We start from the raw sequence: 17,516 nt of genomic DNA, 5'->3' as shown, positions 1-17,516 counted from the left end.
ATAATTAGACATTTTTAGCATAAAAATTTGTATGAATAAGAGGAGGGATGTCAGAATTGAAAGGTTAGTAGAAATTTATCAATAAAATTTAGAATATTCTGTTTAATGGAGGGGTAAAATTGGAGTTAGTTATTATATTATTAGCACTAAGTTTACTTATGTTCGTAGCATACAGAGGTTTTTCTGTTATTTTATTCGCGCCGATATTTGCATTATTTGCAGTATTTTTGACAGAACCTAGTTATGTATTACCTTTCTTTTCTAATATCTTTATGGAGAAAATGGTTGGATTTATAAAATTATATTTTCCTGTGTTTTTATTAGGAGCAATATTTGGAAAAGTAGTGGAAATGTCAGGAATTGCAGATTCTATCGCAAAAACAATTATTGAGTTAGTTGGTGAAAAACGTACTATATTAGCGATTGTATTAATGGGGGCTATTTTAACGTATAGTGGTGTTAGTGTGTATGTAGTAGTGTTTGCTGTTTATCCGTTCGCAGCTAAGTTGTTTCGACAAGCTAATATTCCAAAGCGTTTAATCCCTGGAACGATTGTTCTTGGAGCAGTAACGTTTACAATGGATGCGCTACCTGGATCACCACAAATTCAAAATGTAATACCTACAACATTTTTTAAAACGGATATTTATGCTGCACCGATACTTGGGATTGTAGGAGCAATTTTTGTTCTTACATTAGGTTTACTATATTTAGAGAGTAGACGTAAGAAGGCAAAAGCAGCAGGTGAAGGATATTTTGGTTTTAATGATGGAAATACTGAAATGGCAGCATCTTTGCAAGTAGAACAAAAAAATATGCCATTAATTAATAACATTGAAATCACAAGAGCACAACAACTTATTGCATTTATACCACTTATTTTAGTAGGTGTAATGAATAAAGTGTTTACTATTATGATACCGAAGTGGTATCCAAGCGGTTTTGATTTTTCTGCAATTGGTATGAAAGCATTTGGAAAAGTAGAATTAAGTGCAGTAGTAGGAATTTGGTCTGTAGAATTGGCACTTATTATAGGAATCTTAACAACGTTATTATTATATTGGAAGCGAGTAGTAACAGGTTTCCAAGCTGGATTGAATACAAGTATTGGTGGAGCGCTACTTGCAACGATGAATACAGGAGCTGAGTTTGGATTCGGTGGTGTCATTGCAGCACTTCCAGGCTTCGCAATTATGAGAGATGGCATCTCTGCTACTTTCACAAATCCGTTAGTGAATGGTGCAGTAACGACGAATATTTTAGCTGGAATTACAGGCTCGGCATCAGGAGGAATGGGAATAGTATTAAGCGCAATGGGAGACAAATTTATTGCAGCGGCCAATCAATTTGATATTCCATTAGAAGTTATGCACCGTATCGTATCAATGGCATCAGGAGGAATGGATACACTACCACATAACGGGGCTATTATTACTATTCTTACAGTAACAGGATTAACTCATAAACAGTCATATAAAGATATATTTGCTATTACAATTTTGAAAACGGTTGCTGTATTTTTAGTTATCGCATTCTATACTTTAACAGGACTCTATTAAAAAATTTGAATCGTAAAGATTCATCAAATCGATAATTTATATTATAAAATATTAATTAGGATAAGAAGGGGTGGGGGACTTGCAGGAGGTTTCTGAGTTTCGTATGCCAAAGTCGGTATTATATGGAAGGAATTCGCTTGAAAAACTGGGAGAACAATCAAAAAAGTTAGGGAAAAAAGCTTTTATAGTTACTGATACAATTATGGAGAAATTAGGATATGTTGAAAAGTGTATGCAACAACTAAATAAGAAAGGTATTACTGTTAGCACATATAATAAAGTGGATGCTGAGCCTACAAATATACACGTATTAGAAGCGTTATCTCTTTGTAAAGAGGAAAAGTGCGATTTTATTATCGGTATTGGTGGTGGAAGTTGTATTGATGCTGCGAAAGCGGTAGCGGTTTTATATAAAAATGGTGGAGAAGTTGAGGATTATGTCCAAAAGGATATTGAAATAGAAAACAATCCACTACCACTTATTGCAATTCCAACAACTTCTGGTACTGGTTCGGAAGTTACAAGTGTAGCAGTAATTACGAATAAAAAAACAGATGTAAAAATGATGATGAAGCATCCTAGTTTTATACCGAAAGTAGCAATTATAGATCCAGTTTTGACAAGTTCGTTACCACCACAAATTACGGCAGCAACAGGAATAGATGCGTTATGTCATGCGATTGAAGCTTATATTTCTAAATTTTCACAACCACTTACAGATGTACTTGCTCTTTCAGCTATTGAAAGTATTATGAAATATTTACGTATAGCATATGAAGATGGACATAATATGGAGGCAAGAGAAGCGATGATGATTGCTTCCTTACAAGCTGGAATTGCATTTTCGAATGCATCAGTTACATTAGTTCATGGAATGTCAAGGCCAGTGGGAGCATTATTTCATGTACCGCATGGAATATCAAATGCCATACTATTACCTACAGTGTTAGAGTTTACGAAAACAAGTGCAGTGAAAAGGTTAGCAAAAATTGGACGTAACTTAAATAAGGATTTGTATTCGAATTCTGATGAGGAAGTAGCAGACTACACGATTGGGGAAATAAAAAAGCTTTGCTATGATCTTCGTATTCCAAATTTAAAAGAATACGGTATCGATGAAATTGAATTTGAAAATGCTATCTCTAAAATGGCATCAGATGCAATTGAAAGTGGTAGCCCAGCTAATAACCCACGTGTTCCATCATATGATGAAATCAAAGAGTTGTATCGAGAGTGTTTTAATTATAAGTATAAAGAATTTATAAAAATATCAGATTATTAATTTCAGAATATTCTATAAAAATTTCCTTGGAAATGAAAGTACAATTATTCTATATTATTACGTTAAAACAAGACTTTATATTCCAAACTTAAAGTCTTGTTTTATTGTGTATAATATACATAATAAAACGTTGTTATTAGTTTTATAAAAAAAGTTTAGGTAGGTGTTTATATGAAAACGATAGGTCTTATAGGTGGTATGAGTTGGGAATCAACTTCTGAATATTATCGAATTATTAATGAAGAAATAAAAGAGAGATTAGGAGGGCTACATTCAGCAAAATGTTTGATTAATAGTGTGGATTTTGAAGAGATTGAACGATGTCAGTCTAGCGGAGATTGGGATGGTGCTGGAGAAATTCTAGGGAATGCGGCATATTCATTACAAAAGGGAGGAGCAGACTTTATAATCATTTGTACAAATACAATGCATAAGGTAGTTGGAAAAATAAAGGCCAAAATTGATATTCCAGTCTTACATATTGCTGATGCAACTGCAAAAGAAATTAAAAGAAAAGACATTCAAAAGGTTGGTCTGCTTGGAACTAAATATACAATGGAGCAAGATTTCTATAAGTCACGTATTGAAGAGCATGATATAAAAGTAATAGTACCATCAGAAAAAAATAGAAAAGAAATAAATAAAGTAATATATACAGAATTATGTTTAGGAAAAATAGTATCTCAATCTAGAGAATATTATAAAAGAGTCATCGAAGAGTTAGTGCAAAAAGGAGCACAGGGAATCATATTAGGTTGTACAGAAATAGGGTTATTAATAAAGCAAGAAAACGTATCTGTCCCGATATTTGATACAACTCATATACATGCAATTGAAGCAGTCAAGGTAGCTCTAGATAGAGTATAATTATATTATGTAAACTTTATTCGTATATCTGGAAAACATTCAGAAAATATTTTATAATGTAAGTGGTTACATTTAAGGGGGAATGCGTATGTTTTCAGTTCAACCAATCGCATTTGTACATAATGAAAGAAAGGAAATAAAAGATGATGAGTGGGGAGAAGTAAGATCTCGTATAACTTTAACTGAAATGTATGCAGAAGAGAGTATACAAGGGGTTGAAGATTTTTCTCATATTGAAGTTGTTTTTTATTTTCATAAAGTAACTGACGAGCAAATTCAGTATTTTGCTAGACATCCTAGAAATAATAAGGATTATCCTGAAGTAGGTATTTTTGCACAGCGCGGGAAAAATCGCCCAAATCGCATAGGTGTAACAATTGTAAAGGTGATCAAAAGAGAAGGTAAATCAATTATTGTTGAGGGATTAGATGCTATTGATGGCACTCCTATATTGGATATAAAACCAATAATGAAAGAGTTTATGCCGACAGAAGAAATACACCAGCCTAAATGGGCAACGGATATAATGAGACAGTATTGGAAGGGGAATGGAGTAAAATGAGAATATATGAGGCAACAATTGCAGATTTAGATGGACTAGCATCAGTTTTTAATAACTATCGCATGTTTTATAGGCAAGATTCTGATTTAGAAGGGGCAAAAGTATTTTTACGAAATAGAATTGAGAAAAAAGAGTCTGTTATTTTCGTAGCAGTTGAAGACGGCGAATATATTGGGTTCACGCAACTATATCCATCATTTTCTTCTATTTCAATGAAAGAATTATGGATTTTAAATGATTTATTTGTACAAGCGGCGAAGCGTGGAGCCGGAACAGGTAAAAAATTATTAGAAGCTGCTAAAGAATACGCATTAGAAAATGGAGCAAAAGGTGTAAAGCTGCAAACGGAGATTGATAATTTATCAGCACAACGATTATACGCTGAAAATGGTTATTTGAGAGATAATCGTTATTTCCATTACGAATTAACGTTTTAAAAAATTAAGTTGAAAGAGACATTTTCAAGAAAAAGAATTTCTTTGTAATGAGAAATTCTTTTTTATTTTTGCCTAAATTAAAAAACATGACGAAAATAAAACGATATTTATTTATTGTTAAACAATAAATATTGTGATAAAATTATGTTGCCATTAAATAAGTGAGGTATTGTAAATGAATCTTAAACGAAGTTCAACAACGTTCTTAAAAGTAATTATTTTTCTTGCTGGAATTTCAGTACTTGCTTTATGCATATTTTTAGTGCCGGAAATGGCGAATTTCGCAGCAAATTTGTATCCTAATATTGCTCCGATGAAATATCTTGTTTTCATTGTGATGTATGGAGCAGCTGTGCCTTTTTACGTTGCTCTTTATCAGGCTTTCAATCTTTTACAGTACATTGATGAGAACACAGCGTTCTCGGAATTATCAGTAAAGGCGTTAAAGAATATAAAGCGCTGTGCAATTACAATCAGTGGTTTGTATGTATTAAGTTTACCACTTTTTCATTTTATAGCGAAAAAAATGGACCCTCCTATTGGGCTAGTGGGACTCATTATCGTTTTTGCTTCGCTCGTTATCGCCGTTTTTGCTGCTATCCTCCAACGACTTCTACAAGAGGCAATTAACATAAAATCAGAAAATGATTTGACGGTCTGAGGTGGCGGATATGACAATCATTATTAATATTGACGTCATGTTAGCAAAACGAAAAATGAGTGTAACGGAGCTTTCGGAGAGGGTTGGAATTACGATGGCGAATCTTTCTATTTTGAAAAATGGGAAAGCAAAAGCGGTTCGTTTTTCAACATTAGAAGCGATATGTAAAGCTTTGGAGTGTCAGCCAGGGGATATTTTGGAGTATAAAAACGATGAGAATACTCAATAAAAACAGATAACAAATGTAAATAATAGAAGTCAATAAAGAAGGGATAGCCACTAAGCTATTCCTTCTTTACGTTAATTGCTGTTACTAATAAAAAATATAATTTGAATTGCAATGTTTGCGTATCAAAAGGGAACTTGCTACCTTTTGAGGTGATCCGTTTTGTGGAATACAATTATTTGCCAAAAAGGCTATTTTAACTATGTTTTAAATTATTTCGGGTGAATCAAAATTTTCATTTGTATTATAGTTGATTTAAAACCCAGTTTGTTGCATCTTCAAAGTTATCTGCAATGTAGTTTGGTTCAATATGTGCCCATTTGTCTCGGTACGTATGCAAAGCATCATACCCAGCGCCTGTTCGGACTAGAATCGTAGTCGCATTTACTTTTGCTCCTGCAACAATATCAGTCCAGCGATCACCAACTACAGCACATTGTGTTAAATTAAGTCCATGTTTTTTTGCTGCTTTAAGCAGCATGCCTGTACTTGGTTTACGGCATTCACAACCATCACCGTGTTTATGAGGACATACATAAATATCATCAAAACCGAAGCCTTCTAATTCTTGTACAAAATCGGCTACAGTTGCAATTCCATCTGCGATACCAGGTTGATTTGTGAAAGAGAAAATTTTTATATTTTTAGCTTTTAGTTTTTGCAAGGATGTTTTTGTGAATGGAAATAATGAAAAAGATCCTGGATAATGTATTGTAGTGTCACCACCAATTGTACCGTCACGATCAATGAAAATTGCTTTAATGTTTGTCATAGTTATAGTCCCTTCAATTTATAAGTAGTTTAAAAATGTTTTACAAATCTGTAGCCATTTACTTCATATCCTAATTTTTTGTAAAAAGGATGAGCTTCTACTCTTTTTGTTCCACTAACTAGCCATGTGCCAATGCAATTATGTTTCTTTGCTAATTGCTCGGCATAATCCATCAACACTTGTCCAATGCCTTTCCGTCGTATGTTAGAATCAACGCTAATAATTGAAATCTCTCCATAACGTGTTACATCTTCTAAATTTTCACGTATACGAAATCCAAGTAATCCAAATATAGCTTCTTCTTCCTCGTAAACATATAAAAAATCAAACGGACTCATTTGTACGAATTGTAATCGGTTGTTCATATCTTCATAGGAAATAGAGGAACCTTTTAATTCTTTCGTTAAAGAACAAAGTGCGTCTATATCATCTATCGTTGCTTCACGAATTTGAAAAGACATATTATCCACTCCAATAAAATGTAATCAAACATTTAATATTCTGTTAAAAAATGTTTTTTCCTGCTATGAAAATAAATATTTTATAATGATATATAGATAGTTATATGTTATTCTTTTCCTTGATTGTATTAGAAATGGAAAGAAGGGGAATGCATGTTAAAAGTAAATATCCGCTCAGCTGGATATGAAATAGGCGAAAAAATAATTCATGATATAGCTTTTTCTATCGAAAAAGGTGAACTAGTTGCTCTTATTGGAGCAAATGGTGCTGGGAAGAGTACGACGATTAAAACGATACTCGGATTACTTGTAAATATGGACGGTGAAATATCATTCGGTGAAAAGAAAAATCCGTATGCATACGTACCAGAACATCCAACATACTATGATTACTTGACGCTCTGGGAACATATTGAATTATTAATGGCAGCTCGTGGAAGTGAAATGGGAAGTTGGGAAGAACGAGCGGAACAATTATTACATACTTTTCGAATGAATAAGCATAAACATGAGTATTTATCAAAATTTTCAAAAGGCATGAAACAAAAATCGATGCTAATATTGGCGTTTTTAACTGAGCCAGATTTTTATATCATTGACGAACCTTTTATCGGTTTAGATCCGGTAGCTACGAAAGAGTTTTTAAATTATTTATATAAAGAAAAAGAGCGCGGGGCAGGAATTTTACTTTGTACGCACGTATTAGATACTGCTGAAAAAATTTGTGAAAGATTTTTACTCATTTCACAAGGTACATTAGTCGCAGATGGACATTTAGAATCTATTCAAATATTAGCGGAAATGCCGGGTAGTTCATTATTAGACTGCTTTGATGTAATTGTAAGGCGTGAACAACATGATTAAACAACAATTTTATAAGAGATTACGCCATGAACTTGAGCGGAAATGGAAGTCTATACGTTCGGTAACAGATTGGACAGTCGCATTATATATTATTATTCCAGCACTTATATTTATGGGAATCTATTATCGATCGCTATGGATAAATGAATTATCAACGGAAGAGACGATTTATTTCGGATTAGGATTACTCGCATTTTATCTAGTAACATATCCAAGAGGAGTTCGTTCATTTTTTGAGCAAGCGGATAGTTTATTTTTAATTTCGTATGCAACACATATGCGAAAATTAGTCCAGTATGGCATGATGTACACATTTGTTCGAATAGCGATAACGAATATAATAGTAGTCGTTATTATGTTACCGGTGTTGATGAAAAGTATCGAAGTAACAGAGATACAAGTCCTATTATTTTGGGTATTCTTTACTATATTTCGATTTATGTTGTCGTTGTTAACGAGATTTGTTCATGTACATGTGGGGAAACGATGGGTTTTATGGATTGTAAAAAATGTAGTATTTTCTATGAGCGTGTCCTTTTTTGGAATTAGTTTATTTTTTATTTATAAAAATCCGTTGTATTCAATTTTATTTATCGGTCTAGTAATTTTCTTAAGTAGTGTATTAGTAAAAGAGAAAATGAATTATAAAAAGTTCTTTTTTAAAGAAATCGAGAAAGAAAAGGAGGAAAGCATGCGCTGGACGAGCGGAATTATGCAAGTTGGTGGTCATGCGGCTAAACCGAGTAGTTCGAATAAAAAACCGTGGATGTTTCCGCGCTCTAAAAGACTTTTAGGGAAAAAAGCTGATTCTCGTATTGTCGAATCTTTTTTGAAAGAATTTTTCCGTACAAGTACTGCACGAATATTTTATATTCAAATTGTATGTATCAGTACTGCAAGTATAATTATGACTCCAAGGTGGATTGCAGCTATTGTTCTCGTATTTGCTGTAGTTGCAATTTCTCGCTATGCACGTGATTATTGGAATGAATTTACGAATAAGATGTTTCTTCGTTTATATTGTGATGAAGGGAAATTACTATTGTTAAGATGGAAGGCAGATCGTTATTTACTACTACCAGCAATACTTTTATATGGAATAGTTATACTTTCACAGTTTTATTTATTGCCAGCTGTGGTAGGCAGCGTTGTTTTTATTTTATTAATTGTATGGATTGTATTTCTACCATTAAAAAAGAGCCATTGACGGCTCTTTTTCTAGTCTGTAACACATTGATAAATAAAATATACTAAAACGAGTATGCTTGCGGCGGAATACATGACATCTAAAGTCATTCAAGTGCCTCCTCAATATCGTGGTATTAATATTGTATGAAATCTTACAATTTCATATTCAAGTGAAAAATATGTGAACGTTAACAAAATTGTAAAGTGCAAAAATTACAATCATTTTGTATAATAGAAGAAACCACCGTTATATAAAAAATAATGAGTGAAAGGGGAGGGAACATAAATGCCAAATTGGTTTAGAAAAACCTTAGTCGCATTAATTACCGTATTTACATTTGGTTTAGTGACGCCTCCTTCCATATTGCTTGATAATGCCAAAGCTGCGGACAAGCCTACGAGCACAGCTGGGCAACAAAGTTTGGAGAGTACGTCCTATACATATGAAGAAACGAATGACAGGTTAACCACCGATACTTTTATTACTTATGCGATGCAAGAAGCAGAGAAGCAGTCGATGCAAAAGTTTGGTACTAAAATTGGTCCAGTAATTGAAGATGAATTTAAAGATGTAATATTACCAAAGATTGAAGAGGCAATTGCTGAGCTTGCTAGTGATGTACCAGAAGATTCACTACAATCATTAGCGATTTCTCAAAAACCAGCTGGTGGGAATAATGAAAAGATTTTTCATGTCTACGATACGAAATCAGGAAATGATTTATTGCGTTTCCATGTAAGAAGAGATCATCCACCGCAAGATGGTTATTATTTTAATTTCCATTATCATCGTTTTGATGATGGATACTCAGGACATCATGAGTTAGGAAATATTTATTGGAATACGAATGTACCGCCGAAATGGCTTTCTTAAAAAGAACAAGAGAAAATCTTGTTCTTTTTTATTTTTATAGAAGGGACAGACAACCATGTTGTTGAATAACATAGGTTTAGAAAAAAGAAGCAAAGGGAGTATGGGAATGCAAAAATATATTGTTTTTGACTTTGATGGCACATTAGTAGATTCACAAAATATATTTGTACCAATTTATAATCAAATTGCTGAAAAGCACGGATATAAAACGGTAAGAGAAGAAGAAATTGAGTATTTACGCAAGTTAACGATGGCGGAGAGATGTAAACAACTCGATGTACCACTGTATAAACTACCGATATTAGCGCTGGAGTTTTATAAATTGTATCAACCTGCTATAAAAGATCTTATTTTGTTCCATGGGATGAAGGAAGTATTAGATGAACTACATAAAAAAGGCTACGGAATTGCAGTCATATCATCGAACTCAGAAGAGCATATTCGGGCGTTTTTACAAAAGAATGATATAGAAAATATACAAGAAGTGTATTGTTCTAAAAATTTGTTCGGTAAAGACAAGATGATAAAAAGATTTTTAAAATCGAAAAAGATAACAGAGAAAGATATGTTATATGTCGGTGATGAACAGCGAGACGTAGCAGCGTGTAAAAAGGCTGGAGTGAACGTAATTTGGGTATCTTGGGGATATGATGTTATTGAAACAGTGAAAAAAGATGCACCAGATTACATGGTTCATAAGCCGATGGAAATTGTGCAAGTAGTACAAGGAGCGTATTCTTAATATGAATACACTGCGAGCAGGCATTCATCATATTGAATTTTGGGTAGCAAATTTAGAGGAGTCCATTTCTTTTTATAATAAGTTGTTCTCCATAATTGGGTGGAGAAAGTTAAATGAAGTAGCATATAGCACAGGAGAAAGTGAAATATACTTTAAAGAAGTAGATGAGGAAATTGTAAGGACGTTAGGGCCTAGACATATTTGTTATCAAGCTATTCATAGAGAAGTAGTTGATGAAGTAGCAGATTTTCTTTCTAGTACGAAAGTGAAGGTAATACGTGGTCCAATTGAAATGAATCATTATTCGGAAGGTTACTATACGATTGATTTTTACGATCCGAATGGATTTATTGTAGAAGTTGCCTATACACCAAATGCAGAAATGTAAGGGGAATAGATATGAAGATAATTACAGCACGGCAAAGCAATATACAAATAGTAAAAGATGCAGCGAATATTGAAGAAATTTCTAAAGGTTTCTCTCCAGATAAGAAATATATAATTACGAATGCAAATAATGAAAAATATTTATTTCGGACAGGCGATATAAAAGAGTATGAAAGAAAGAAAATAGAGTTTCAAATTTTAAATGAAATGGTAAAACGTAACGTACAGGCACAAAGGCCAATTGAAATAGGTATATTGGAAGAAGAAGGTGTATGCTATAGTATTTTTTCATATTTAGAAGGGGAAGATGCGAAGAAGCTATTGCCTACGTATTCACCAAAAGAACAATATGATATTGGTATAGAGGCAGGAAAAGATTTAGCAAAAATGCATACATTTGAAGCTCCTAAGGATATACTTCCATGGTATGAAAGAGCTATGAAAAAACATAGTAAATATGTAGAGGTATACAAAACATGCGGAATAAAAATAAAAAATGATGATAAAATCATAAAGTTTATAGAAGAAAATGAAATATATTTAAAGAGCCGCCCGAATCGATTTCAACACGATGATTTTCATTTAGAAAATATAATTGTACGGGATGGAAAATATGTAGGTGTTGTTGATTTTAATGGCTATGACTGGGGCGACCCAATTCATGATTTCGTAAAAATTGCACTGTTTGCAAGGGATATTAGTATTCCGTATTCAATCGGACAAATAGAAGGATACTTTAATAGGAAAATACCAGAGGAGTTCTGGAAATTATACACGGTGTACGTTGGCATGACAGTTTTCTCCTCAGTTGTCTGGACATTACGAGCAGCGCCGCATATGTTAGATGATATGTTAGAGCGTCTTACTATAGTTTTAGAGGATCATAATAACTTTGAGTTATCGAAGCCAATTTGGTTTCAACCAGATAAGATTGATGTTAAAAAATAAAGGTAGGTGTGATTCGCACCTACCTTTATTTTTTAACATCAAGATACTTATTTAATTTTCTTAAATGTAAGCGGCTGAGTACTTAATGTAGCTGGTACATGTAACTGAAGGGATGGGAATTCACCACTTACATTCATTTCATAAGCGAATAATAAGCTCATTTTCATTTGGAATAAGTCAACTTTTGTGGAGAAGATGTCGTAATGATGATGCCCTAATTGAATATCCATTTCCATAAATTGTACATATAACGAATCATCTCGTTTGTATACTTGTAATGTTCCGTATGCAGGATGTTCAAAAGTACCAGTATAATCCTCTAACTTGTGCGAAGGTGTAGTCCCTTTAATTTGTTCAGGGAGGGATTCAGTTGCTTCTTTCATCATTTCCTTCATTTTTTTAGTATCTTCTACAGCACGTTTATGCCAATCAATAGATTCTAATTCAAGTAGTTCGTCATAAATTTGATTAGCGAGATAAGTAGGAAGTAATGTTCCTCCAGCATTCGTTAAAATAACAAGGCCTATGTTTTCTGTTGGTATGAATGAAACAAGCGCTGAAAATCCATCGATATTACCGCCATGATGAATCACTTTTTTACCACGATAAGCGCTAATAAACCAACCAAGACCGTAACTATTTAATGGAGATTCAGGGAGTGATAAAACCGGTTGGTCTGGAATTGAATTGTGTGGTGTATACATTTGTTGTAATAATTCAGAGGAGATTAATTCATGATCTCCAAATTTTCCTTCATTTAAGTGGAGAAGTACCCAATTTGCCATATCTTCAATTGTGGAATTAATACACCCAGCAGCGCCAACTGTATCGATGTTACGGAATGGAACTGCTTTTATTTCACCGTCATTTTCAATGTAAGGTAAAGCGTAATCATCTGTAGTTTGTGAATCGTTAACAGAGAAGTTTGTATGTCTCATATTTAAAGGTTCTAAAATATGTTCTGTAGTGTATTGCTCCCACGTTTGATTTGTAATGTTTTCAACAATGTAGCTAATTGTTGCATACATTAAGTTGTTATATAGAAATGCAGTCCGGAACGGTGCATCAAGTGGTAAATGTTTTATTTTTTCAACGAGATCTTTTCGAGATAAGGAAGAACTGTACCAAAGAGCCTCATGACGACTCACTCCAGTTCGATGAGAAGCTAAATCCCGTCCTGTAACTTGTGAGCTAGCAAGTAGTTCAGATAAAGTAAAGTTAGGTATATAAGACGGGACAGGAGCATCCCAATTAAACTTTTTTTGCTGTGCTAACAAGCTTAATGAAAGTGTACCAAACGCTTTCGTTGAGGAACCGATTGCGAATCGAGTATTCGGTGTAACAGCCTCTTTTGTTTCTATATTACGATAGCCGAAACCTTCTGAAAGAATAACTTCACCGTCTTTTATAACAGCGACAGCAACACCAGGAACATTTAAATCCTTCATCATTTTTTTAACCGTGGTTTGTAAAGAAGTCATAACAGGTGTTTCAATTTTAGACATATTTCTAACCTCCAAATATAAATTTTGATCTACCGCACTATACTTTCGGTAATAGAAAATGAAAACCTTTTAAAATATGGAAAGTTAATAATTTTGTAAGAATTAGCGCAAGAAATTTTATTAATTAAGATTATTAAATTTACCATTTTTCATGTTATGATAAATTCCATATACGATTGAAAGAAGGTTTTCCTACATATGAAACATGCTGAAAATGAATACTTAAATTTATGCCGCCATGTAATGGAACATGGTACGAAGAAAGAAGATCGTACAGGGACAGGAACTGTATCTGTATTTGGATATCAAATGCGTTTTGATTTGAGCAAAGGATTTCCTTTATTAACGACAAAAAGAGTACCATTTCGCCTTGTAGCAAGTGAACTACTTTGGTTTATGAAAGGTGATACAAATATTCGCTATTTATTGCAGCATAATAATAACATTTGGAATGAATGGGCGTTTAAGAGCTGGGTAGAAAGTGATGAGTATACTGGTCCTGACATGACTGATTTTGGTCTTCGCTCACAACAAGATGAAGAATTTAAAGTACAGTACGATGAGCAAATGGAATTGTTTAAAAAGAACGTTTTAGAAGATGATGAGTTCTCAAATAAATATGGTTATTTAGGAGACGTTTACGGTAAACAATGGCGTGCTTGGAAAACGACAGCTGGTGAGACACTTGATCAATTAAAAGATGTAATTGAAATGATTAAAAAAACACCAGACTCACGTCGTTTAATCGTTTCTGCTTGGAATCCTGAAGACGTACCGAGTATGGCATTACCGCCTTGTCATACATTATTCCAATTTTATGTAGCGGACGGAAAACTTTCTTGTCAGCTATATCAAAGAAGTGGTGACATATTCCTTGGAATTCCATTTAACATCGCAAGTTATTCACTACTAACACATTTAATTGCACATGAATGTGGTCTTGAAGTAGGAGAATTTGTTCATACAATTGGAGATGCACACATTTATACAAATCATTTTGAACAAGTAGAAAAGCAATTGGCACGTAAACCACGTCCATTCCCGAAACTTACATTAAATCCAGATGTGAAATCTGTGTTTGATTTTGAAATGGAAGATTTAACGATTGAAGGATACGATCCGCATCCAGCAATTAAAGCACCGGTTGCAGTATAATTGTAGAGGAGATGAAAAAATGATTGTTTCATTTATGGTCGCGATGGACGAAAATAGAGTAATTGGTAAAGATAATAATTTACCTTGGCGTTTACCGAGTGAATTACAATACGTGAAGAAAACAACGATGGGCCACCCGCTTATTATGGGAAGAAAGAACTATGAAGCGATTGGTAGACCACTGCCTGGAAGACGTAATATTATTGTAACTCGTAATGAAGGGTATCATGTTGAAGGCTGTGAAGTTGTTCATTCTGTAGAAGAAGTATTTGAACTATGTAAAAATGAAGAAGAGATTTTTATTTTTGGCGGAGCGCAAATTTACGATCTCTTTTTACCTTATGTAGACAAGTTATATATAACAAAAATCCATTATGCATTTGAAGGAGATACATTCTTCCCAGAAATGGATATGACAAATTGGAAAGAGATTTTTGTAGAAAAAGGTTTAACGGATGAAAAAAACCCGTATACGTATTATTACCATGTATATGAGAAGCAACAATAATAAAAAAGATTGATGTGAGAATTCACATCAATCTTTTTATTTGTATTCACCAATATAAGTTTATAGATGAGATTCGATAGTGCTATAATGATAGGTAGCATGTAAAAATGCTAAAATTTTCAAAAGTACTAATATAGAAAGAGGAGGAGAATCGATTGAGAAAGATATGGGGGATTCTTTTTCTTTGCTTAACATTCATGTTAGTTGGATGTGGTAAAGAAGAAAAACCACAAGAAGCGTTTGATACATATGTAAAAGCGTGGAATAAACAAAAATTTGCAGATATGTATGATCAACTATCAAAAAATGCAAAAAAAGATATTTCAAAGAAAGAGTTTACTGAGAAATATGAAAAAATTTATTCTGGTATCGAAGTGAAAGACTTAAAGGTAGAAACAGGGGAAGTAAAAGAAGATAAAAAAGATGAAGGTCCTGTTCCTTTTAAAGTAAGCATGGATACAGTTGGTGGTAAAATCACATTTGGTCATGAAGCAAAAATGGTGAAAGAAAAAGATGGAGATAAAGAATCTTGGAAAATAGATTGGACTCCTGATTTTATTTTCCCTGGCATGACGAAAGATAGTAAAGTGCGTATGCAGACAACACAGCCAAAACGTGGTGAAATATACGATCGTAATGGAAAAGGTCTTGCAACGAATGGGAAAGCTTCTGAAATCGGATTGATTCCTGAAAAGTTAGGCGATACTGCTCCGCAAACGAAAGAAACAGTAGCGAAGTTATTAAATATGTCTGTAGAAGAAATTGATCAAAAATTAGCTGCTAAATGGGTAAAACCAGGGTATCTCGTACCAATTGGAATTTTGCCTGAAGGGGCAACACAAAATACGTACATTGATTTACCAGGTGTTTCAACAAAACCTGTAAATGTTCGTACATATCCGTTAGGGGAAGCGGCAGCTCATCTGACTGGTTATATTGGAAAGGTAAATGCTGAAGATTTAAAAACGCTACAAAAGAAAGGCTATCAAGCTGATGACCCAGTTGGTAAAGCTGGCTTAGAGCAAGTATTAGAGGAAAAGCTACGCGGTAAAAAAGGTGGCCGTGTCTTTGTAGAAGATGCGCAAGGAAAAGAAATTAAAAATTTAGCAAAAACAGATGCTGTTGATGGAGAAAATGTAACTTTAACTATTGATAGTGTTGTTCAAGAAAAAACGTATAATGAAATGAAGGGCGAAGCTGGTTCAAGTGCAGCAATTAATCCGAAAAGTGGAGAAACAATTGCACTAGTAAGTAGTCCAGCATATGATCCTAATATAATTGCACGAGGGACATCGAAGGCACAACGCGAAGCTTGGAATAATGATCCGAAAAAACCAATGACAAATCGCTTTACACAATTGTCGGTACCAGGTTCTGTATTTAAACCTATTACAGCTGCAATTGGTCTTGAAACGAAAACGATTGATCCAAAAGAAGAGTTGAAAATTGAAGGATTAAAATGGACAAAAGATTCTTCTTGGGGTAATTACTATGTAACGCGTGTGAAAGATGCAAATCCGATTGATTTTGATAAGGCGATGAAATACTCGGATAATATTTACTTCGCACAAGAAGCTTTAAAAATCGGAAAAGACAAGTTTATGAGTGAAGCAAAAAAATTCGGATTCGATGAGAAACTACCAATTGAATATGGATTCCCTGCTTCTAAAATTGCAAATGACGGCATTAAAAATGATATTCAAATGGCAGATACAGGATATGGACAAGGACAAGTATTAATGACTCCTCTTCATTTAGCTTTAACGTATGCGCCAATTGTAAATGATGGAGCGATTCCGTCACCGTATATTATTAAAACAGATAAACAACCAAAAGCTTGGAAAGAAAATGTAATTTCTAAAGGAAATCAGGATATATTAAAAACTGCAATGACGAAAGTAATTAATGATCCAGATGGTACAGGGAAAATTGCTAAAATTGATGGTATGACTCTTGCTGGAAAAACAGGTACAGCGGAATTAAAAGTATCAAAAGAGGCCGAAGGAAAAGAACTAGGTTGGTTCGCTGCATTTGATTTAAATTCACCAGATATGGTCATTACAATGATGATTGAAGATGTAAAAGGTAGAGGCGGAAGTAATATTCCAGCTGAAAAAGTAAAACATGTATTTCAAAAATAATATGTAATAGAAGGCTATCTCTATAAGTTGTAGAGGTAGCCTTTTTATATGAAAGAGTTCTTAATATCTGTATACTAAATTTTAAGGAAACAAAGTAAATCATTAACTTACGAAAAAAAAGTAGCTATTTTTTATTGACATTGATTAAAACTTTTTGTATTATACTTACATAAGGTAAGTTGTTAACTTTTAAAAAATAAATCTTGAATTAAAGATAAAGAGAAAAAAGGGAGAGAATACAATGACAAAAGTACTATTTATTACAGCAAATCCAAATTCAGCAGAAGGTTCTTTCGGAATGGCAGTAGGGGAAGCTTTCATCGAAGCTTATAAAAATGAACATCCACAAGACGAAGTTGTAACAATTGATTTATTCA

The 17,516-nt window shown here is 33.6% G+C and carries 20 protein-coding genes; 17 read left to right on the top strand and 3 right to left on the bottom strand.

The window, feature by feature from the left end:
- The first annotated feature begins 119 nt into the window (after positions 1-119).
- The 7 genes from AB6801_RS01385 to AB6801_RS01355 all read left to right on the top strand — a co-directional run bounded on the left by AB6801_RS01385 (position 120) and on the right by AB6801_RS01355 (position 5,597).
- Positions 120-1,559 carry a GntP family permease gene (locus tag AB6801_RS01385; RefSeq protein WP_000424327.1) on the top strand — a complete coding sequence of 480 codons (1,440 nt, stop codon included), beginning with the start codon at positions 120-122 and terminating at the stop codon, positions 1,557-1,559.
- 79 nt (positions 1,560-1,638) lie between these two features.
- On the top strand, positions 1,639-2,841 hold the full coding sequence (locus tag AB6801_RS01380) for an iron-containing alcohol dehydrogenase (RefSeq protein ID WP_033667951.1): 1,203 nt from the start codon (positions 1,639-1,641) through the stop codon (positions 2,839-2,841).
- A 171-nt stretch (positions 2,842-3,012) separates the two neighbouring features.
- On the top strand, positions 3,013-3,708 hold the full coding sequence (locus AB6801_RS01375; protein ID WP_000848569.1) for an aspartate/glutamate racemase family protein: 696 nt from the start codon (positions 3,013-3,015) through the stop codon (positions 3,706-3,708).
- A gap of 88 nt (positions 3,709-3,796) precedes the next feature.
- Positions 3,797-4,270 carry an SAM-dependent methyltransferase gene (locus AB6801_RS01370; protein ID WP_000493255.1) on the top strand — a complete coding sequence of 158 codons (474 nt, stop codon included), beginning with the start codon at positions 3,797-3,799 and terminating at the stop codon, positions 4,268-4,270.
- Positions 4,267-4,707 carry a GNAT family N-acetyltransferase gene (locus AB6801_RS01365; RefSeq protein ID WP_001223866.1) on the top strand — a complete coding sequence of 147 codons (441 nt, stop codon included), beginning with the start codon at positions 4,267-4,269 and terminating at the stop codon, positions 4,705-4,707. The genes AB6801_RS01370 and AB6801_RS01365 overlap by 4 nt, the downstream gene beginning before the upstream one ends.
- A 175-nt stretch (positions 4,708-4,882) precedes the next feature.
- A complete protein-coding gene (locus tag AB6801_RS01360) occupies positions 4,883-5,368 on the top strand; it encodes a DUF2975 domain-containing protein (RefSeq protein ID WP_001050149.1) in 486 nt (161 codons plus the stop codon).
- 10 nt (positions 5,369-5,378) lie between these two features.
- Positions 5,379-5,597: a helix-turn-helix domain-containing protein gene (locus tag AB6801_RS01355; protein ID WP_000152538.1), complete on the top strand. Its 219-nt coding sequence runs from the start codon at positions 5,379-5,381 to the stop codon at positions 5,595-5,597.
- 241 nt (positions 5,598-5,838) lie between these two features.
- Here AB6801_RS01355 and AB6801_RS01350 read toward each other — a convergent pair whose 3' ends face one another.
- Positions 5,839-6,366 (bottom strand): HAD-IIIA family hydrolase, encoded by a 528-nt coding sequence (locus AB6801_RS01350; RefSeq protein ID WP_000181772.1) that lies wholly within the window; start codon positions 6,364-6,366, stop codon positions 5,839-5,841.
- 29 nt (positions 6,367-6,395) lie between these two features.
- Positions 6,396-6,827: a GNAT family N-acetyltransferase gene (locus AB6801_RS01345; RefSeq protein ID WP_000009776.1), complete on the bottom strand. Its 432-nt coding sequence runs from the start codon at positions 6,825-6,827 to the stop codon at positions 6,396-6,398.
- A gap of 153 nt (positions 6,828-6,980) precedes the next feature.
- On the opposite strand from AB6801_RS01345, the gene AB6801_RS01340 reads away from it, so the two are divergent.
- The 6 genes from AB6801_RS01340 to AB6801_RS01315 all read left to right on the top strand — a co-directional run bounded on the left by AB6801_RS01340 (position 6,981) and on the right by AB6801_RS01315 (position 11,830).
- Entirely contained in the window at positions 6,981-7,691 is a 711-nt protein-coding gene (locus AB6801_RS01340) for an ABC transporter ATP-binding protein (protein WP_000921904.1), read from the top strand.
- Entirely contained in the window at positions 7,684-8,898 is a 1,215-nt protein-coding gene (locus AB6801_RS01335; protein WP_000595442.1) for an ABC transporter permease, read from the top strand. The genes AB6801_RS01340 and AB6801_RS01335 overlap by 8 nt, the downstream gene beginning before the upstream one ends.
- A gap of 267 nt (positions 8,899-9,165) precedes the next feature.
- The gene (locus AB6801_RS01330; protein WP_001134421.1) at positions 9,166-9,753 is read left to right on the top strand and encodes a YpjP family protein; all 588 of its coding nucleotides are present in this window, start codon (positions 9,166-9,168) and stop codon (positions 9,751-9,753) included.
- Positions 9,754-9,859: 106 nt separating this feature from the next.
- The gene (locus AB6801_RS01325; RefSeq protein WP_001987851.1) at positions 9,860-10,495 is read left to right on the top strand and encodes an HAD family hydrolase; all 636 of its coding nucleotides are present in this window, start codon (positions 9,860-9,862) and stop codon (positions 10,493-10,495) included.
- A gap of 1 nt (position 10,496) precedes the next feature.
- Positions 10,497-10,883 carry a VOC family protein gene (locus AB6801_RS01320; RefSeq protein WP_001094668.1) on the top strand — a complete coding sequence of 129 codons (387 nt, stop codon included), beginning with the start codon at positions 10,497-10,499 and terminating at the stop codon, positions 10,881-10,883.
- A gap of 11 nt (positions 10,884-10,894) precedes the next feature.
- The gene (locus tag AB6801_RS01315) at positions 10,895-11,830 is read left to right on the top strand and encodes an aminoglycoside phosphotransferase family protein (protein ID WP_097999207.1); all 936 of its coding nucleotides are present in this window, start codon (positions 10,895-10,897) and stop codon (positions 11,828-11,830) included.
- 47 nt (positions 11,831-11,877) lie between these two features.
- Here AB6801_RS01315 and AB6801_RS01310 read toward each other — a convergent pair whose 3' ends face one another.
- On the bottom strand, positions 11,878-13,335 hold the full coding sequence (locus AB6801_RS01310; protein WP_097999208.1) for a serine hydrolase: 1,458 nt from the start codon (positions 13,333-13,335) through the stop codon (positions 11,878-11,880).
- Positions 13,336-13,533: 198 nt separating this feature from the next.
- Here AB6801_RS01310 and AB6801_RS01305 point away from each other — a divergent pair, with 198 nt between their 5' ends.
- The 4 genes from AB6801_RS01305 to AB6801_RS01290 all read left to right on the top strand — a co-directional run.
- A complete protein-coding gene (locus tag AB6801_RS01305) occupies positions 13,534-14,490 on the top strand; it encodes a thymidylate synthase (protein ID WP_097999209.1) in 957 nt (318 codons plus the stop codon).
- 19 nt (positions 14,491-14,509) lie between these two features.
- Positions 14,510-14,998 carry a dihydrofolate reductase gene (locus AB6801_RS01300; protein ID WP_000637207.1) on the top strand — a complete coding sequence of 163 codons (489 nt, stop codon included), beginning with the start codon at positions 14,510-14,512 and terminating at the stop codon, positions 14,996-14,998.
- Between the two features lie 155 nt (positions 14,999-15,153).
- Positions 15,154-17,139, top strand: a complete 1,986-nt coding sequence (pbpC, locus tag AB6801_RS01295) for a penicillin-binding protein 3 (protein WP_001227246.1) — start codon at positions 15,154-15,156, stop codon at positions 17,137-17,139.
- A gap of 241 nt (positions 17,140-17,380) precedes the next feature.
- Positions 17,381-17,516, top strand: a 136-nt coding sequence (locus AB6801_RS01290; RefSeq protein ID WP_370941039.1) for an NAD(P)H-dependent oxidoreductase, incomplete at its 3' end; no start/stop codon positions are given.

The organism is Bacillus sp. RCC_6_1 (assembly GCF_041360755.1).
Classification (GTDB): Bacteria; Bacillota; Bacilli; order Bacillales; family Bacillaceae_G; genus Bacillus_A; species Bacillus_A cereus.
Note: the sequence above shows the minus strand (reverse complement) of the source record. Positions and strands in the feature narration are given on the sequence as shown.

Bases quoted from the DNA above. Each gene is read 5' to 3' on its own strand.
- AB6801_RS01305 (WP_097999209.1), top strand. From the start codon at position 13,534: ATGAAACATGCTGAAAATGAATACTTAAATTTATGCCGCCATGTAATG.
- AB6801_RS01310 (WP_097999208.1), bottom strand. From the start codon at position 13,335: ATGTCTAAAATTGAAACACCTGTTATGACTTCTTTACAAACCACGGTT.
- AB6801_RS01370 (WP_000493255.1), top strand. From the start codon at position 3,797: ATGTTTTCAGTTCAACCAATCGCATTTGTACATAATGAAAGAAAGGAA.
- AB6801_RS01345 (WP_000009776.1), bottom strand. From the start codon at position 6,827: ATGTCTTTTCAAATTCGTGAAGCAACGATAGATGATATAGACGCACTT.
- AB6801_RS01360 (WP_001050149.1), top strand. From the start codon at position 4,883: ATGAATCTTAAACGAAGTTCAACAACGTTCTTAAAAGTAATTATTTTT.
- AB6801_RS01375 (WP_000848569.1), top strand. From the start codon at position 3,013: ATGAAAACGATAGGTCTTATAGGTGGTATGAGTTGGGAATCAACTTCT.
- AB6801_RS01335 (WP_000595442.1), top strand. From the start codon at position 7,684: ATGATTAAACAACAATTTTATAAGAGATTACGCCATGAACTTGAGCGG.
- AB6801_RS01315 (WP_097999207.1), top strand. From the start codon at position 10,895: ATGAAGATAATTACAGCACGGCAAAGCAATATACAAATAGTAAAAGAT.
- AB6801_RS01325 (WP_001987851.1), top strand. From the start codon at position 9,860: ATGCAAAAATATATTGTTTTTGACTTTGATGGCACATTAGTAGATTCA.
- AB6801_RS01355 (WP_000152538.1), top strand. From the start codon at position 5,379: ATGACAATCATTATTAATATTGACGTCATGTTAGCAAAACGAAAAATG.
- AB6801_RS01350 (WP_000181772.1), bottom strand. From the start codon at position 6,366: ATGACAAACATTAAAGCAATTTTCATTGATCGTGACGGTACAATTGGT.
- AB6801_RS01340 (WP_000921904.1), top strand. From the start codon at position 6,981: ATGTTAAAAGTAAATATCCGCTCAGCTGGATATGAAATAGGCGAAAAA.
- AB6801_RS01365 (WP_001223866.1), top strand. From the start codon at position 4,267: ATGAGAATATATGAGGCAACAATTGCAGATTTAGATGGACTAGCATCA.
- AB6801_RS01300 (WP_000637207.1), top strand. From the start codon at position 14,510: ATGATTGTTTCATTTATGGTCGCGATGGACGAAAATAGAGTAATTGGT.
- AB6801_RS01320 (WP_001094668.1), top strand. From the start codon at position 10,497: ATGAATACACTGCGAGCAGGCATTCATCATATTGAATTTTGGGTAGCA.
- AB6801_RS01330 (WP_001134421.1), top strand. From the start codon at position 9,166: ATGCCAAATTGGTTTAGAAAAACCTTAGTCGCATTAATTACCGTATTT.